A 15,995-nucleotide genomic window follows, 5' to 3' on the forward strand; every position below is an offset into this window, starting at 1 on the left:
ATGGCGATCTGTTCATCGATCATTTTCCTGTCCTGGGCGTACATTTTTGTCTGCTCCACCGACATAAGCTTGTACTCGGTCGCTTTCATTGCCGCTTCCGCTTCCATTTCGCGGTACTTGGAGGCCATTTCCAGATATTCGTTCTGGTCCATCCGCATCATGGGCTTAATGTCCATAACGTCCGTGCTGTCCACCGTCGTATTGGCAAGACGCACGGCAGAGACAAAATACTGCTCCGCCTCTTCAAAGGGAACGGCGCCCGGATCGCGCAAGGCTTCGATAAGCTTTAAGAGCGCCGCCTCATACGTATACTGGTTTTGCGGATCGATCTGCCCGTACATGCGGTTAAAACTCCCCGCCCGAAACGCCGATACCGTCACCGCGTTGCTGACCGTGCGCAGATGGGCAGCGATGGTCTGGTCTAGGAACGAGCGAATATTCTGACGCATGGCATCGGCGGCTTTTTGCGCCTGCTCCACGGCAACCTTTGCCGTTGGTAGCGCTAACGAGTTTCCCGAAAGAATGGCTTGAGAATCCTGCGTGGCGATTCCTATGGCATTCAGAAGATTAGCAAGCTGTTGGTTGTTCTTCTGCGCGTAAACTTTTGTCGTTTCCGCTCCGGCCCGCGCTTCCGCCAGCATTGACGCTTGCTCCGCCAGCATCCTTGTCAGGTCCGGCATTAACGGGGGCGCGGATAATTTTGCAAGAACATCGCCTTCCCGGACCCGGTCTCCAATTCTCACCTTCCATTCAACCAGCGTTCCCTCGCGCTGCGGCTGGATGGGTAAGTTTCCGAGGGAGAGTATTTCTCCCGCCCATGAAGCGCCGGGAGACCCGGCCCCTTCAACGGAATCTCCGACCGTTGCGATCTCCGGGTCGGGTACGAATCCTTTCATTTGCATAATGCCGCTCTTTTCGGCAAGCGCTCCCTCTCCGTGTCGGAACATATGATCCCATGCGAAAGCGAGAACCGGCGCCATAATCACCACAAGCATCAGGCCTAGTTTTTTTCTGCGGCTCAGGGACGCCGCGTACATTATTAATTTTTCCATAAAGAAGTAATTTAACTGAATAAAGGATTTGAGATCCTGTATTTTCTGCGCTCCCTCGGAAGTGTAAATGAGTACTTTTACACTTCACTCGAGTCGCTTGAAAATAAAACAAAAAGCCTCCCAAAAGGGGCCTACGCGCAGCATCAAACAAGCGATCGCAAGATCAGCCGCTTGATGCCGCAATGAAATTCGGGCTAAGTTCCAAAAGCGCAAGCCATTTTCGGAACGGCCTCTGCGCTAAATATAAAATAGTACTCCAATCGATACGGCCAATCTCCGCGAACTTCCAGCGCTTCATTAAGTCGTGCACATCTGTCATGAAGCGTGCCAGGATACCGTAAAGCAGCAGCACAACCGTCAGAATTGCCAGTGTAAGAGGAGATGACGGGATGGCAGTTGTGAAAAATGCGGCAGCGCGCAAACAACGGGAAATTATATCGCTCATGCCCAAAGCCGATGAGTTCGTGCCTCGGGATTCCATGTTCATAGCGGCCATGTCCGAAGACGGGTGAAGGCGTATCTCGTCGCCGAAATGAAGCAACGGAGCGGCCAAGGTCGCCATGAGTATGTATGCGGAAAACAATAGAATTGCGAAATATCTCATAAAATCATTTTTCCGCTTCCAGGCTGGAATTATGCATCCAGACCATGTACGAGCCGAAAATCCAGGAGAATACGAACACGTAAACCGCCCCAAGAATCATGCTTATGGGACTACCCCAGGTAAATCCGGGCAATGTTTCAAATAGTGTATGATGCAACCTCATACCCTGTTCCGAACGGATCGGCAAATAGCCACCCGCCAAACAGAGGGTGTAAGTAATCTCGCCCCCCAAAACACACTTCCAGACATAGCTTTTAAGAGAAAGTCTTCCCATATAATTAAGGATTAGGAAATATCTTTTTTCATTGACTCGAATTCCTCTTTGGACATTTCCCCTTTTGCATAGCGTTCTTTTAGAATATCAAGTGCCGAATTGCGATGACCAGTGTTTCTGCCGTTCGCTTCTTTGACGACCCAAACGATAAAAGCAGTAACTGCTACCCAAAAAATAAGCATCATAAATGCGCCCCAAATACCCAAACCGAACATGTGATCGCCATAATATTCGAACATATGAAATTATTTATTTGATAGGGTGTAAACCTCGATAAGTTCCTTAATAGCTCGCTCGTCCTCCCCGGCCTTCCTCATTTGGTGGCGCACATGCGTCTTGAGATGATTTTCCAGAAGCAGCGCATCCAGGCTTTTAAGAGATTTTTGGATGGTCAGGGAGAGGTGGAGAAGCCCCGTGCAATACTCCTCCTTGTCGATGGCGTCGATGAGCTTTTCAGTCTGCCCCTTAATGATTCTCGCCCGGTGAAGAGCTTTCTGTTTGATTTTTTGATCTACCATAAAAGAGACTGTTTTCTAATAGGATATACCCCTACCCCCTATAATACTCCCTTCCCCGTATATGTCAAGTGCTCCAGACAGAGGATCAAGGTTGCAAAACGGATTGTGATAACAGGGCAAGGGCAGCGAGTACGAAAAAACACCCGGTGTGGCATGGGTGTTTTTTTCATACCCTTTTCGGCCGACTCAAGGACTCTGGACATTCGAGATGCTTTACCGCGCGTTGAGTTTCTTTAAGTCCCCGGGTGTGCCGATAAAAAGTATTCTTTGTGGGTGTGCCAGGAAATTGAATATTGAAAAAGCTGGAATCCCGTGGGAGAACCTGGGACCTCGTCATTACTTGCCCCGTACTAAAATTTTGGACTGCGCTGTGGGCGTACTTGGATTCGGTTTTGTGCTCGGCTCGTTCCTCCGCCTCCGCAAAACCCCGGGATGTCCCCCGGACATCCCTTCGAATCTAACTTCATGTACAAGATACCAAAAACACCTCCTCAGGGGAAGTGTCTTTGGTATCTGTGGGCGTACTTGGATTCGGTTTTGTGCTTGGCTCGTTCCTCCGCCTCCGCAAAACCCCGGGATGTCCCCCGGACATCCCTTCGAATCTAACTTCAAGTACAAGATACCAAAAACACCTCCTCAGGGGAAGTGTCTTTGGTATCTGTGGGCGTACTTGGATTCGAACCAAGGACCTCGTCATTATCAGTGACGCGCTCTAACCAACTGAGCTATACGCCCAAAATTTTTAGTACGGGGGTGAAACGCAAACGTCTTTGCGTTTCACGGGAGACCGCCATGTTTATGAAAAATGGATAGTCTCCCAGGAACAGTGATTCCGCGCCCTAGTCCTAGGCAAGCTCCATTTTCCAGAAACAATGTACTTGCCCGCACAATACTCCGCTGGAGTATTGTGCCCAACTGAGCTACACACCCAACACGAACTCTAAAAATCTTTTTTAGTATACACAAATGCTCGGCGCATCACAAGCCCGCCAGAATTTTTTGTTTGAAAGCTTGGGCGAAGCTGTCTTGCGCCGGGAGACGTTTGTCAAAACTGCGGTCAAGACGGTATACTTAAAAGTAGGATATGTCGCACAATGTTAAAGATCTGCTTTCTCAATATCTCGAGTATCTCGAGATAGAAAAAGGTTGCTCCGCAAAGACGGTGGAAAATTACCATCGGTATCTTAAGCAGTTTTTTTCCTGGGCAAAAATAAAAAGCCCGTCGGCAATCACTTTGGACCTGGTGCGCAAATATCGCATATGGCTGAACCGCCGGGTCTGGCAAAAAGACGAGACGCTTAAAAAAGTCACGCAAAATTACTACATCATCGCCCTGCGCAGTTTTCTTAAGTATCTCAGTAAAATCGGCATTCCGAGCCTTCCGCCCGAGCAAGTAGAGCTCGGCAAGCAGGAGGAACGCGAAGTATCGTTTCTGGAGTGGAGCGACGTCCAGCGATTGCTTGAGGCTCCTTCGGGAGACGATGTTGCTTCATTGCGCGATCGCGCGATCCTGGAGACCCTTTTTTCAACCGGACTTCGCGTATCGGAGCTCACGGGGCTTGATCGCGACCGTATCAATATAGAAAGCGGAGAGTTTTCGGTGCGCGGGAAGGGCGGAAAGATTCGGATCGTATTCTTGTCTGAAAATGCCAAGAAGGCCCTTAAGGCATATCTTGATAAAAGGTTTGACGTTGACCCCGCTCTTTTTGTGCGTTTCGGCAGAATGAAGAAGGGCAAGAACCAGCCGGCATTGCGGCAGAACAAAAGCGATAACCTTCGCCTCACACCCCGTTCGGTGGAGCGCCTCACCCGCAAATACGCATTGAAAGCGGGAATCACCGAACGCGTAGTGCCGCACACAATGCGCCATTCCTATGCAACGGACCTCCTGCGCAACGGCGCCGACATCCGGTCGGTGCAGGCGCTTTTGGGCCATTCTTCCATAACCACGACTCAAATTTATACGCATGTCACCGACAAACAACTCAAGGAGATCTATCAGAAATATCACGGGAAAAAAAGAAAATAATGACCCCGGCACCAACCCAGCCCTTTCAAGTTAATAATCTAACGAGTCGGATAGAAATGTAGGCTATGCCGCTATTGAAAATCGGGCAATGTGTTCCAGAAAGAGCTGGGTGGTGCGGGGTTATTTTTCATTGCCAAATTTCCAAAAAACCAGGGAAATTCGGATGAAAAATAAGTTCTCCACAGTCATTAGCGTCCATGCGCAATACATGGCATAATAAAGACGTTAGGCGTTAATCAAACAATTATGGCATACAAAGGCATTCCAAAAGGAAACCCTTATTGGGCTTTGGTGTTGGGCGTTTCGGTTGCGGTAGCTGCTCTTTTCTACGGATTGTGGCTTATCAGCCCCCACCAGCTTGCCCAGTTTAAGACCGAGAAAAAGACGGTGCAGCCGGTGGATTCTTCGGTCTATTAGTCTTCCGGTGGGGGGGTGCGAGTTGCCGAATAAAAAAGTCCGGGATTCGGCGTAAGATGAAAACAAAGGATTTTGAACCCTTTGTTTTTTTGTGCGGGAATGCTATACGGCTTGCTTCTTGCGGGGTTTACTTTTGTAAGAATTTCTGGTATGGTGTGGGTGGACTGGAAAATCCAACACGTACATTGAAAAGCGAGGTTCTTCATGAAAATAAAGACCGGCATTTTTGATTTAGGAAAAACGGTCATTGATTACGACTGGGACCGCGCCGTAAGAATTTTGGAGCGCTGTCACGGCATTGATCCCAAGCGCGTATACGGAACGATTCTTCACAACGTCGCGCACGAAGGACTGGAGGGATCTCTCTACAACGGGAATCTTTCTCCAAATGAATTTTACCGCGCTTCCCTGGCGCTCTTTCGAAGGCAAGGAGATAGCAGGTCGCCGGAGGCGCCGTTGCCGCACATGGGCGAGGAGCGTTTCTGGGAGATATTCAACACGATTTTTAATCCGAATCCGCCGATGGAAAAACTTATCTTGCGCCTCAAAAAGCGCGGATACCGGCTGGTGCTGCTCACGAACACATGCGCTCCGCATCTGGAATTCGTCAAAAAAACATTCCGTATCATAGACCGCTTCGATGCCATTGTGGCTTCTCACGAGGTAAGCTTGGCGAAGCCGAACCCGGCCATCTACGCATTGGCGCTAAAGGCCGCACGCGCAAAACCGGAAGAATGTTTTTTCGTTGACGATCTTTCGTGGAACCTGACCTACCCGCAAACGCTCGGAATAAAAACCTTCTGCTACGATCTGGAGAACCACGGCGCCCTGCTCGAATGGATGGCACGCGAACGAATACTGTAACGCTACTACCGGAAAAGAAGAAACCGGAAAAATCTTTTTTCGGATTTCTGGCGAGTAAACCGGCTACATCAAGAATGTAGGCCCGTTACAAAAACCCCCGACAAGTCGGGGGATTTTATTTTCAAGCAAGTCGAGCGAAATGCAAAAGTACTCTTTGGCATTTCCGAGCGAGCGCCGAAAATACAGGGTTTAATTCCTGGGCGATTTTCATACATGGGAAACAAGGTAATCGCCCGCAGAATGCAAAGACATTTGCATTCTGCCCCCGCAGCTTGCTGCGGAATTCCTCTCAATCTGCCGTAGGCAGATTGGGGTCCAGGGCTCTGCCCTGGGGTTAATACCCTTTATTTTTCATTAATACTGGTGAATGTATACGGCGCGGCCACTTTCGTCGCGCAACAGTATGCGGTCGTGCGTGCCTCCCCACGCATCCCGAGAGAGTCCCAGATACCCTCTCCACTCTTTTGCGCCATAAAAATCGCCGTCAAATTGGTAATCCTTCAGGCACGCGGCATATGAAAAATGCGTCCGAAGATAATCAAGGCAAGCGGAGTCTTCGGTTATCCGGGTATCTGTGATATTTTGCGGAATGGTGCATGCGGGAATTTTTTGTATATAATCGCGGCATGCTTGCGCAAGATCCGGAAGATCCCTTGTATCCACCCGCGGACAACTTGCGGATAGCGCCGGATAGAACGCCGTTGATTTGGTCATATATCCAAAACATTTGTTGATGTGGAACCCGTCAGAAAAAACAGGGCTTGTTCCGGAAAGAAGCGTAAGGCGCTCCCCCGGACCCAGCACTACGGACGTTTCAAGGTCCTGGGTATCAAAACGCGGCAGATCCAGCGCACGTGGAATTTTGTGGTTCAGTTTATTGTCTCCCTCCACGCTCCACCCTTCAAGCGAAATGGGGTCGCGCGATGTATTTGAGATCTGGATATATTCGCGCGCGGGATTTGTCTCGCGACCCGTCACGCTCGATATCTTGACCTGTTTCCAGTAAGGCGACAGCGATGAGACAAAAGAAAAACTTATGGGTTTTGCCGATACTCGTCCGTCGCTTGAACGAGCTCGGACGTAAAATATATAATCGCCACCTTTTTTGAGAGTGATGCGCCGCAGGGTTTCCTGGCGCACGGAAATCCAGCGAGTGTCGAAGCCCGGCAGAAATGTTTCGTAGGAAACGCCGGAGCGGCTCGCCGAAGGGACTCCCGGGGCAAAAAAACGGAATTGCACGCTGTCCCCCTCAACAACACTTTTGGGTGTTTCGCGAAACATCACGTCAAGCGAGTATCCTTGCAAAGAAGCTTTCGGCACTATAACGCCCTCGGAGATATTTTTGAAGAACGCGGAGTTCACAAGATTGATGTTCTCCCAGGAATATCCGCGCGAGTTGAATGTTTGGGGGTCCGGAACCCATCGGCGTCTTCCGTTCTCTATAACATATACCTTGGGGGAATCCACGGAACGCAGAAGAACGCCGTTCGGTATGCGGCGGCGGTCTTGCACGCGGTCTCCCTCGGGGTATTCTTTCAGTTCCCGTAGAGGAACGTCTCGTATCTTGTCCCAGTTAAAACCGAGCGCATTGAACGTTTCCGGATCCGGAACCCATCGGCGCATACCGTCTTCCAATATATATACCTCGGGAGCTCCACTGGCCCTCAACAGAGAACCTGCGGAAAATGTTGCTCCGTATGCAATAAATGGCGTAGTTAAAGCAAATATAGAAAATGCGCAGGAGAGCAATGCCCCGTATTTTACAAAAGTTATTTTTAGGAAGGATTTATCTGTTTTTGGCATAAAGTAGGATATTTTCGAAATATATGCTCTTTATTCACTATAAGTATATAGTAATTTGCTTAATTAGTCAACCCCGGCACTAATTCTCGGCAGGGAGAAATAACAGAGTTTCGAGGATAGAAAGACGATATTTTTGCATATTTCTCTATAATTCTTTGCAACATGCCGCTGTGCGGCATGAGCCGAGAATTAGTCGCGGGGTCAATATATGCTTGACAAGTCTGCTATATCTATGTTAAACTACAACTTCATGGAAAAATCAAGAAAACATAAGGCTCCGGCCTTGCAAAGAATGGCTTTTACTCCGCGCGCATGCGGTGTATTGGGAGGCGTGATCTTTTGCGTATGCGCTGCTTTTATTTTTCTTACAAGCGGCATGTTTTCTCCCGCGAAAGCCTATGTCGGCTGCCCGGGCTACCCGGACGGGGTTATCGGCATCATTGAAGAAAATACGGTTTCTTTTGCAAATACTTCTTCGGAATGCAGACAGATCGGGATTGCGGTGTACCGCCTCTACTCGGCGACAGCGCGCGAAGGCGCATTCTATTATTTTAACACGACGGCGCTCCATTCCGGTCTCAGCAGATCATATACTTTTAAACCGCCTCTCTGTTCCTACGTCATTGACGTGATAGTGGGAGACCCTATAAAAGACGTAAAAAGCAAGGCTGATTACGGCTCGCGCCTTCTTGAAGAGCGCGTATTCACCACGTCGCTTGGCTACTGCACTCCTTCGGGTTCTGGCATCGCATCGGATAATTCGAACCCCCTTCCCTCCCCAAGGAATGTTCCGCTTCCTTCGCCAAAGATTGCCGCAGCGCCCCTGCCGAAGCCAAAAGTTTTAGGGGCATCCGCTACGCCCACTTCTACAAATCCTCTTGCCGCTAACACCGGAAGCGATGCGGCATTGCCGCTTGCGCTTCTTGCCAGCATTCTTGCCTCTGGAGCGGCGGTATTAGTAAACCCCATTAGAAGTCGCGGACGCTCTTTCTTCATGAAGAGTAAACCTTTCAGGGAATAAGTCCGCGTCCTACTTCTAAACGGGGTAAAACCAAAATGCATATAAATGTTTCGAACTTCAAATTCGGAAATACGCCGCATTACAGCATCAACGGTATTCTCGCACAGGGCTTTATCAAAAGGCTCGAGGCCGTTAAAAGTAGGGGTGGGCTCGCGCGCACCCTGCTTGTTTTTTCTATTATATTATTCCTGTTCGTGGTCGTAGCCACTTCCGGACGGTCGTACGCGGCACGCGCATCCTATTTTTTTGAAACTGCCCGATCTATTCCCGCGCTCAAAAGCATTATGGGTTCAAAAAATCCCTCTTCCGCCGGGCTTCTTCCGATATCTCGCTTTGTGGAAACGGGCGGGGACGAGTTGGCGCATCTTTCGCAGACACTTTCCATCCCCAAGCTGCATGTATCCGCTCCAATCGTGGAAACTTCACGCGATCTTAAGATTCTCGATAAGGACCTGGAAAGCGGCGTTGTCCGCTGGCCCGCGGACGCAAAGGCCGGCGGCGAGGAAGGAGCTATGATATTATTGGGTCACAGCTCTGCGCCAATGACCTACAAAGGAACATATGGCTCGGTATTCGCGCTGCTCGATAAGCTTGAAAAAGGAGACCGCATCTCGGTAAGCGGCCGGGAAACCAGGACCTATCGCGTAGTTGAACGGCTTATCATAAACCCCAAAACATACAAAGAAGATTTTCAAGGTCTGGCCGGAGATAATCTGGTGCTGGTTTCCTGCTGGCCCGTAGGTTCGCGCCTGCAGCGCATCGCGGTACGGGCCGAAAGGATATTTATAGAGAATTAGCAACAAATAAACACCTGGGGTCCTAGAGCAAACCCGGCGCTACAACGCCACTGGATTAATGTTGTATCGCTGGGTATACTTATTTATATAGGGTATGAATCCCGTTAGAAATCGCGGACGCACAGAGACGTATATTTCTTAACGAAGATTCGGTATTTATCAGCAATAATGCCATAGGACGATAACGCATCTTGCGTCTGCGTCCTATTTCTAACGGGATGAAAAAAGAAATATCACAGCTTCCGAAGGTATTAAGAGAAAAATGCACGACGCACGCGCTTGGCGCCATTGACCGGGGCGTTATGTGGGCGCGTCTCAACACCTCCTCGAGCGCCGAGGTGCGCCTTGCCCATCTCCTGCTTGCCATCAGCATGGAGAATGGGAGTTTGGGAGCAAATATTCTCCATGCCCATCGGCTTCAGGCATCGGATGTCGTGCTTCCCGAAGGCATGTCTCCGGAAATGCTGAAAAATCAGACTCTGGGAACGGATGGACCGGAAACAAAGCCCGTAACCTTTTCGCAGGAGATCAAGTCCGCCATAAAAAAAGCCACGCACGTGGCGTCCCAATTCCATCATAAGTACCTTGGCACCGAACATCTGCTTTATGGCATTGCGAACGAAGCGATCAAAAACCCCTCCCGCGCGCTTCTTGAAGGAAGGGCAAAACAAAAACTTTTGGACCTGAAGCGGCACATCGAGGAAATTTTTTCTTCGGGTGCCCGTTTTACGGACGTCGATAATCTTACCGCAATTGCCGACGATCCCTTCTTGCCGCTGCTTATGATACAAAAGGGTCTTGCCGCCATGCCCGACGAAGGAACGGAGGACCATATGCAGGGCGAGGACAAGGCCGCGTTCGCGAAATCTCCGGTCTCTCCCCGCTCAAGCCTTTCGAATTTTTGCGAAGACCTCGTGCTCAAGGCCGAGCGGGGAGAGCTTGATCCGCTCATCGGGCGCGAGGCGGAAGTAGACCGTCTCATACACATTCTTTTGCGGCGCATAAAAAATAATCCCGTGCTTATTGGCGAGGCGGGCGTGGGCAAGACCGCTATCGTGTACGGCCTGGCGCTTCGCATTGCAAAAGGCGCGGTTCCCGAAGAGCTCCAAAAAAAACGCATCTTGTCTCTTGATATGGGAGCATTGGTTGCCGGAACGATGTTCCGCGGAGAATTTGAGACACGGCTTAAGGAAGTCATACGCGAAGCGCGAAGCAAGCGCGTGATTCTTTTCATTGACGAGGTCCACATCGTGGTGGGGGCGGGAGCCGCTTCGGGCTCCATGGACGCGGCGAATATGCTCAAACCCCCGCTTTCGCAAGGGCTTATTCAGGTTATCGGCGCCACCACACTTGACGAGTATCGAAAATCCATCGAGAAAGATTCGGCATTAGAACGGCGCTTTCAGCCGATCCATGTACGGGAACTTGGCGAAGAGGCTGCCATAGACGTTATTAGCGGCATCAAGTCGGCCTACGAAAAACATCACAACATCTCAATCTCCCCCGACGCGATCCGCGCCGCAGTGATGCTTTCCGAACGCTATATTCAAGACCGTCTGCTCCCCGACAAAGCCATCGACGTGCTGGATGAAGCGGCTTCGTACGTGCGCGGCAAAGCTTCTCCAAGCAAAGTTCGGCCGCACCTGCAGGAGTTCGAAAAACTGCTTGCCGAGCGCCTTGAACAAAAAGAACTTGCGATGGAAAAGGAAGAATACGAAAAAGCCCTGAAACTTAAAAAGGAGATAGATCAACTGCAAAAAGAGCTTCTGGAGCTCAAGGACCAGAAGAAAAAAGAAGAGGGCGTCTTAAGAGTCTCGCTCACGGAAGACGATGTGCGCCACACCATAGCGCAGATGACGGGCATTCCCGTGGAAAATCTGCAAAGCGCGGAAGCGCAGGAGCTCAAAGATACGGAAAAAACCCTCCAGGGCCGAATCATCGGACAGGATGAGGTTATTCGGCAGGTTACGCGCACTCTGCGAAGAGCGCGCACGGGGCTCACCAATCCCAAGCGTCCGTTCGGTTCATTCATATTCATCGGGCCTACCGGCGTGGGAAAAACGGAACTTGCCAAAGTTCTTGCGGAAGTGGTGCATCACAAACCCGATGCGCTCATTAAAATGGACATGTCGGAGTTTATGGAGCCGCATTCCGTTGCAAAGCTCATCGGCGCACCCCCTGGCTACGTGGGCTACGAAGACGAAGGAAGGCTCACCGAACGTGTTCGCCGCAACCCCTATTCCATTATTCTCTTTGACGAAATAGAAAAAGCGCATCCGGCCATCTTCAATGTGTTGTTACAGATATTGGAGGATGGAGAACTCACGAGCGCAGCAGGCCGCAAGGTTAGCTTCCGCAACACCATCATTATCATGACCTCTAACATCGGCACGGAAGAATTCACGAAAGCCGCCTCCACCATAGGTTTTTCGTCCGAAGGTCCCAAAGAAGGAGCGGATGATATCGCCGAGGACCTTGAGACGCGCTTTGAGGAAATAAAGGAACGGACACTCAAGGAACTTCGCGACATCATGCGACCGGAACTTTTGAATCGCATTGACGGCGTGATAGTATTTCGGCCTTTAAACAAAAAAGATATCCAGAAGATCAGCGAACTGGAGTTGGACCACCTTGCCCGCCGCATGCTTACAAATAAAAAACTGAGCATCGCGTTCGGCAAGCAGGTTTCCTCGTATATTGCGCGTCATGCGTTCAATCCCAGAGAGGGCGCACGCCCGGTGCGGCGCGCCATAGAACAGCGCGTTGAGGACATGCTCGCCGAAAAACTTATCGATCTTGCGGTGAAAGAGGGAGACGCGATAAAAGTGGATGTGGTGAAGGATAAGGTGGTGGTTACCAAGAGCAAGAAGTAGTTTTTGCCGTTTGCTCCGATGAGTATTTCGAAAAGACGCAATCGTGTTGCTCCTGTCCCGACTAAAGTCGAGGATCCCGGTTTCTTTATAAATGATTCATGGAGCACCGGGACGGCAACCCGTCGCTCGCTTCTCGGCATTGCGGTCCCGCCCAAGGCGGGAACCAAGCCCGCAATGCTTCCGAAGACGCTTTTCAAAATACTCATGCTCCGCAAATGGTAACACCGCGAGTGGAGGGGATATATTAAGGAACGTGGGGATGCCCTGGAAGGAGCCCCATCCGCCACGGTCCATTAAATAAAAAAGTGAAAAGTCCGCTTTGCATAGGCGGGCTTTTGTGTTACCGTGGATTTGTTAAAAACACTTTATCTGCAGAGTGGAGACGTGGGTGAAATGGTCCGGGGTGAAATCCTGCGGGGCAGGATTTCACGGGCGGTATCCTTGTTTCCGAATAATGGAATCCGCCCAGGAGACCATTTCACGGGGAGCTACAATGTTACTCGAAGATGGCAAGCTCCCCCGGATGAGCGGAACGAAGACACGAACAACTGAATATGATCTTGGAGACGTGGCTGAGTGGCTGAAAGCGGCGGGTTGCTAACCCGTTATACGGCCTTAAAACCGTATCAGAGGTTCGAATCCTCTCGTCTCCGCCAGAAAGCGGCGGCGCAATTATGCAATGTTGGGTTTTAGGTATCTCTGCGATGCCTTGCTTTGACAGTACTCTTCGGACAGCCTTATAATTCGAACGGATTGAACTTTTAAAAATTCGGTGTTTGGGAGGCGTTATGAAAGCAAGGATATATAGCTTGTTGTGCTCCGCCCTTTTTTTGGCTGTAGCGGCCGTTGCCGAGGAACATAAGATAGTCGTTGAACTGCCGGGATTGCTTCGTGATGCTCAGGCTCAAAGGTGGAGTGCCGACGGTTTTAAGCCTGAACTCGATGATGCCACTCCTTTGGCCGATGACCTTGTCCGGGAGATGGTTCTCCGCATGGCGAGTAACGAAAGCAAGCTTAAGCAAGTGTGCAATAATTACGCTTTCGACTACGCGGATCGTGTTCAGGATTTTACGACCGAGATCGGGCCCGACGGCAATGAAGAACTGGGTCAATTCGTCGGAGAATATTACAGGGAAGGATACATAGTATTCAACGACAGAGGCGTGCGTCTTGATTATCCGAGTTATGCTCCGGTAAGCACGATGAGGTTCGACAATGTTCCCAGTAAAGTGCTTTCGGTGTTCTTCCTGTTAACCTACGAGAAGATCGGCGAGTATAACGTGGAATACCTGGGTGCCAAAAAGATCGTGCTGGAAAATAAATCGGTTGACACCTACGTGCTCAAAGTTTCGCCGCGGCAGATGCGAAAGAACGATATTTACTTCAGCGGACTGATCTGGGTGGGCAAGAAAACTTATCAGATAATGAAGAGCTACGGCAAAGAAGAGCCGGACCAAAGAAGCCTTGCTTACGAAAAGCTCAATTATCGATACATGATCGAGCACACGGAAGTGAGCGATCCTGTGGATGGCGAAACCTACTGGCTGCCGGGCCGTTTTATCGGGCAGGATATTCTGCGTTTCGGACCGCACACATCTGTCGGTGGTCCGGTCGGAATGAAGATTGAGGGGCGGTACTATAACTACCGGCGTTTTGATTCGCAAGTGAAGATACTCTCGGCGGAGGATTATCCGCCGAACGTTCCGAAAACTATCGAGCCCCAGCGCGGTGCCGAGCAAAAACAGGCGGCACCCAAACCCGTTGTTCCCGACATGACCGCGCTTTCTGAAAAAGGAATTCCCGTTGAGGAGCCTCTGCCACTGCCGCCGGAGAGCGCTTTGGGACCGGAGAACGGTCCGGCCGAAGAAATGGCTGCCATTCCGGATGTGCCTCCGCCGCCGGGACTTACCGAAAAAGAAAAAACGAAGTGGCAAAAAAGACACCGCGATTATTGGAACATAGGCAAGGGGCGCAAGATTGCCCGTAAACCCCTCTTTACGTCCCGAGAGAAAGCCATTGCCGCCGGCGCGAGGGATTCGCGCAAGCTGCAAATGAACCCGAACTGGAAACCGTTTCTGCAGATCAACCGCCGGATAAGCGAATACGTGAACGGCATCTGCCAGGATATCGCGAGGAATTCGGACGTTGACGCAACGGTTACCTGCTATGTTTACAATACCAACGGCTGGCCGAAGAGCACCGGGGTAAGAAAGTACGACGCCTTTATTTTTAGGGACGGTTCCCTTTTCGTTAGCTCCGGCTTAATGCTCGCTTGTCCCAACGAAGTGGTTCTGCGCGCCGTGTTGGCCCATGAGATAGCCCACTTTGCCGCAGGACATGGTGCGGCAATAATGAGCCGTAAACAGGTCCTTGCTTTCAGTTCAATTTTCATCGCACAGACCGTAAACACATTGAGAGCGTTCGGCGCCATCAGCGGGTCGCTTTATCGCGACATCGGTTACGGACAGATGGGCGCAGTTCTCACGATGCAGAATTATGCGAGAGGCGCGGAACTCGAAGCCGATTGCTTTAGCGTGCAGTACTTGTACCGCGGTGGTTGGGATCCGAGAGGAACGGCGGAATACGTGCGAATGATGCAGAAGCTGATCAAAGACAATCACATCGGTTACGGCGCGCGTGGTCCGTTTGTTGTGCTTTACAACCATCCCTCCTGGGGAGCGCGCCTAAAGAAAGCCGAGTCGTTTGCGAGCGAACTTCCGGCGCTTGCGATTCCTTACAAAACCGACAGCCCGGAATTCCGAGCTATTAAGGAAGACCTGGAAAAACTCCCAATCATTACTTTCAAAAAGACAACCAAGGCGGCAAAGGTTTGGCATGTCATGAGGTGGGGTCTGCGGCATGTTATGGGTATGCCAATTCCATAACAGCTGCTTGGCTCCGGAACGGTATCGGTAAGCGAAACTCCGCCCAATGCGCGGGGTTTTTTAATATGTGGCAATGTGAATTTATTGAGGTTGGCGGTTGTATTCCGGCGGCAATAAATTTATAAAGGGTATTGACCCCAGGGCAGAGCCCTGGGTCCTGGGCGAATGCCATTCTTGGAAACACTGCAGTCGCCCGTGATATGCTCCGCCGGAGCATATCACCCCCGATCTACCTGCTGGCAGATCGAGCAGGAACGCCGCAGAGCGGCGGGGTATTATACCCTGTATTTTCGGCGCTCGCTCTGACATGCGAAAAAGTACTTTTGCATGTCGCTCGACTCGCTGGAAAATAAAACTTGCCGAAACAGATGAATTATTTACGGCGCGATAGGAGTTCGTCGTTTGGCTTTTCGCGCTTGAAGGCCCGTCCTTCTCCGTGGCAGTCTTGAAAACTGCTATACGGGAAACCGTATCAGATGTTCGAATCCTGCATCCTCCGCAGAGAATATCTGTATTGGCTGATTGCCCTCGCGATAGTCCGGCTTTTTTGATGGGTAAAACCGTATCAACGCCAGAAACCGCAGTAAAGCTCGAAGAGAAAGAACAGTAAGTGTGCGCCACCTTCCTTTTGTGGATAGTTACTCCTATGCTTATGGGGACGGCCGTGCTATACTTATAATAGTCCTCTAATACGCATTGCATGCTTTTAACTATAGGAATTGTACTCATAGTCCTGTGGCTTGTCGGATTCATTGGTTTTCATGTGGTGGGGTGGTTTATCCACGTCCTTCTTGTCATAGCGGTCATTGTCATCCTCACGCGGATTATCAGAGGAAAAAGAATAGTCTAATCTTGGTA

15 protein-coding genes and 2 tRNA genes are annotated in these 15,995 nt (G+C 50.5%); 10 read left to right on the top strand and 7 right to left on the bottom strand.

The genetic code is table 11. The features are described from left to right. From Q7S09_01440 to Q7S09_01465, 6 genes are all read right to left on the bottom strand, one after another. On the bottom strand, nucleotides 1-1,052 hold a 1,052-nt coding region (locus tag Q7S09_01440), incomplete at its 3' end, for a biotin/lipoyl-binding protein (GenBank protein ID MDO8557839.1). A gap of 163 nt (nucleotides 1,053-1,215) precedes the next feature. Next, the gene (locus Q7S09_01445; GenBank protein ID MDO8557840.1) at nucleotides 1,216-1,656 is read right to left on the bottom strand and encodes a hypothetical protein; all 441 of its coding nucleotides are present in this window, start codon (nucleotides 1,654-1,656) and stop codon (nucleotides 1,216-1,218) included. Nucleotides 1,657-1,660: 4 nt separating this feature from the next. Next, nucleotides 1,661-1,819 carry a hypothetical protein gene (locus Q7S09_01450; GenBank protein MDO8557841.1) on the bottom strand — a complete coding sequence of 53 codons (159 nt, stop codon included), beginning with the start codon at nucleotides 1,817-1,819 and terminating at the stop codon, nucleotides 1,661-1,663. A gap of 122 nt (nucleotides 1,820-1,941) precedes the next feature. Then, nucleotides 1,942-2,169, bottom strand: coding sequence for an SHOCT domain-containing protein (locus tag Q7S09_01455; GenBank protein MDO8557842.1), 228 nt, complete (start codon nucleotides 2,167-2,169; stop codon nucleotides 1,942-1,944). Nucleotides 2,170-2,175: 6 nt separating this feature from the next. Next, nucleotides 2,176-2,448 (bottom strand): metal-sensing transcriptional repressor, encoded by a 273-nt coding sequence (locus Q7S09_01460; protein MDO8557843.1) that lies wholly within the window; start codon nucleotides 2,446-2,448, stop codon nucleotides 2,176-2,178. A gap of 661 nt (nucleotides 2,449-3,109) precedes the next feature. After that, nucleotides 3,110-3,183 (bottom strand) — tRNA-Ile (locus Q7S09_01465). Between the two features lie 349 nt (nucleotides 3,184-3,532). Between Q7S09_01465 and Q7S09_01470 the strand changes: the two genes are divergently transcribed. The 3 genes from Q7S09_01470 to Q7S09_01480 all read left to right on the top strand — a co-directional run bounded on the left by Q7S09_01470 (nucleotide 3,533) and on the right by Q7S09_01480 (nucleotide 5,758). Continuing rightward, nucleotides 3,533-4,477, top strand: a complete 945-nt coding sequence (locus tag Q7S09_01470; protein MDO8557844.1) for a tyrosine-type recombinase/integrase — start codon at nucleotides 3,533-3,535, stop codon at nucleotides 4,475-4,477. A 246-nt stretch (nucleotides 4,478-4,723) separates the two neighbouring features. Continuing rightward, entirely contained in the window at nucleotides 4,724-4,894 is a 171-nt protein-coding gene (locus Q7S09_01475) for a hypothetical protein (GenBank protein MDO8557845.1), read from the top strand. 204 nt (nucleotides 4,895-5,098) lie between these two features. Further along, a complete protein-coding gene (locus Q7S09_01480; GenBank protein ID MDO8557846.1) occupies nucleotides 5,099-5,758 on the top strand; it encodes an HAD-IA family hydrolase in 660 nt (219 codons plus the stop codon). Between the two features lie 354 nt (nucleotides 5,759-6,112). On the opposite strand, the gene Q7S09_01485 is transcribed toward Q7S09_01480, so the two are convergent. Next, the gene (locus Q7S09_01485) at nucleotides 6,113-7,561 is read right to left on the bottom strand and encodes a lamin tail domain-containing protein (protein MDO8557847.1); all 1,449 of its coding nucleotides are present in this window, start codon (nucleotides 7,559-7,561) and stop codon (nucleotides 6,113-6,115) included. Nucleotides 7,562-7,811: 250 nt separating this feature from the next. On the opposite strand from Q7S09_01485, the gene Q7S09_01490 reads away from it, so the two are divergent. The 7 genes from Q7S09_01490 to Q7S09_01520 all read left to right on the top strand — a co-directional run bounded on the left by Q7S09_01490 (nucleotide 7,812) and on the right by Q7S09_01520 (nucleotide 15,987). Further along, complete coding sequence (locus tag Q7S09_01490; GenBank protein MDO8557848.1) at nucleotides 7,812-8,582, top strand: hypothetical protein; 771 nt, start codon at nucleotides 7,812-7,814, stop codon at nucleotides 8,580-8,582. 35 nt (nucleotides 8,583-8,617) lie between these two features. Next, entirely contained in the window at nucleotides 8,618-9,379 is a 762-nt protein-coding gene (locus Q7S09_01495; protein MDO8557849.1) for a sortase, read from the top strand. A 218-nt stretch (nucleotides 9,380-9,597) separates the two neighbouring features. Then, entirely contained in the window at nucleotides 9,598-12,252 is a 2,655-nt protein-coding gene (locus Q7S09_01500) for an ATP-dependent Clp protease ATP-binding subunit (protein MDO8557850.1), read from the top strand. An 18-nt stretch (nucleotides 12,253-12,270) separates the two neighbouring features. Continuing rightward, the gene (locus Q7S09_01505; protein ID MDO8557851.1) at nucleotides 12,271-12,474 is read left to right on the top strand and encodes a hypothetical protein; all 204 of its coding nucleotides are present in this window, start codon (nucleotides 12,271-12,273) and stop codon (nucleotides 12,472-12,474) included. Between the two features lie 340 nt (nucleotides 12,475-12,814). Further along, nucleotides 12,815-12,908 (top strand) — tRNA-Ser (locus Q7S09_01510). Nucleotides 12,909-13,040: 132 nt separating this feature from the next. Continuing rightward, nucleotides 13,041-15,137: a M48 family metalloprotease gene (locus Q7S09_01515; GenBank protein MDO8557852.1), complete on the top strand. Its 2,097-nt coding sequence runs from the start codon at nucleotides 13,041-13,043 to the stop codon at nucleotides 15,135-15,137. Nucleotides 15,138-15,837: 700 nt separating this feature from the next. Then, nucleotides 15,838-15,987: a lmo0937 family membrane protein gene (locus Q7S09_01520; protein ID MDO8557853.1), complete on the top strand. Its 150-nt coding sequence runs from the start codon at nucleotides 15,838-15,840 to the stop codon at nucleotides 15,985-15,987. Nucleotides 15,988-15,995 lie beyond the last annotated feature (8 nt).

The sequence above is a fragment of the bacterium genome, assembly GCA_030649025.1.
Classification (GTDB): domain Bacteria; phylum Patescibacteriota; class Minisyncoccia; order JAUYLV01; family JAUYLV01; genus JAUSGO01.

What these genes read in the sequence shown, in the direction of transcription:
- Q7S09_01505 (MDO8557851.1), top strand. Translation starts at nt 12,271, where the DNA reads ATGAGTATTTCGAAAAGACGCAATCGTGTTGCTCCTGTCCCGACTAAA.
- Q7S09_01500 (MDO8557850.1), top strand. Translation starts at nt 9,598, where the DNA reads ATGAAAAAAGAAATATCACAGCTTCCGAAGGTATTAAGAGAAAAATGC.
- Q7S09_01470 (MDO8557844.1), top strand. Translation starts at nt 3,533, where the DNA reads ATGTCGCACAATGTTAAAGATCTGCTTTCTCAATATCTCGAGTATCTC.
- Q7S09_01490 (MDO8557848.1), top strand. Translation starts at nt 7,812, where the DNA reads ATGGAAAAATCAAGAAAACATAAGGCTCCGGCCTTGCAAAGAATGGCT.
- Q7S09_01445 (MDO8557840.1), bottom strand. Translation starts at nt 1,656, where the DNA reads ATGAGATATTTCGCAATTCTATTGTTTTCCGCATACATACTCATGGCG.
- Q7S09_01460 (MDO8557843.1), bottom strand. Translation starts at nt 2,448, where the DNA reads ATGGTAGATCAAAAAATCAAACAGAAAGCTCTTCACCGGGCGAGAATC.
- Q7S09_01515 (MDO8557852.1), top strand. Translation starts at nt 13,041, where the DNA reads ATGAAAGCAAGGATATATAGCTTGTTGTGCTCCGCCCTTTTTTTGGCT.
- Q7S09_01485 (MDO8557847.1), bottom strand. Translation starts at nt 7,561, where the DNA reads ATGCCAAAAACAGATAAATCCTTCCTAAAAATAACTTTTGTAAAATAC.
- Q7S09_01495 (MDO8557849.1), top strand. Translation starts at nt 8,618, where the DNA reads ATGCATATAAATGTTTCGAACTTCAAATTCGGAAATACGCCGCATTAC.
- Q7S09_01455 (MDO8557842.1), bottom strand. Translation starts at nt 2,169, where the DNA reads ATGTTCGAATATTATGGCGATCACATGTTCGGTTTGGGTATTTGGGGC.
- Q7S09_01520 (MDO8557853.1), top strand. Translation starts at nt 15,838, where the DNA reads ATGCTTTTAACTATAGGAATTGTACTCATAGTCCTGTGGCTTGTCGGA.
- Q7S09_01480 (MDO8557846.1), top strand. Translation starts at nt 5,099, where the DNA reads ATGAAAATAAAGACCGGCATTTTTGATTTAGGAAAAACGGTCATTGAT.
- Q7S09_01475 (MDO8557845.1), top strand. Translation starts at nt 4,724, where the DNA reads ATGGCATACAAAGGCATTCCAAAAGGAAACCCTTATTGGGCTTTGGTG.
- Q7S09_01450 (MDO8557841.1), bottom strand. Translation starts at nt 1,819, where the DNA reads ATGAGGTTGCATCATACACTATTTGAAACATTGCCCGGATTTACCTGG.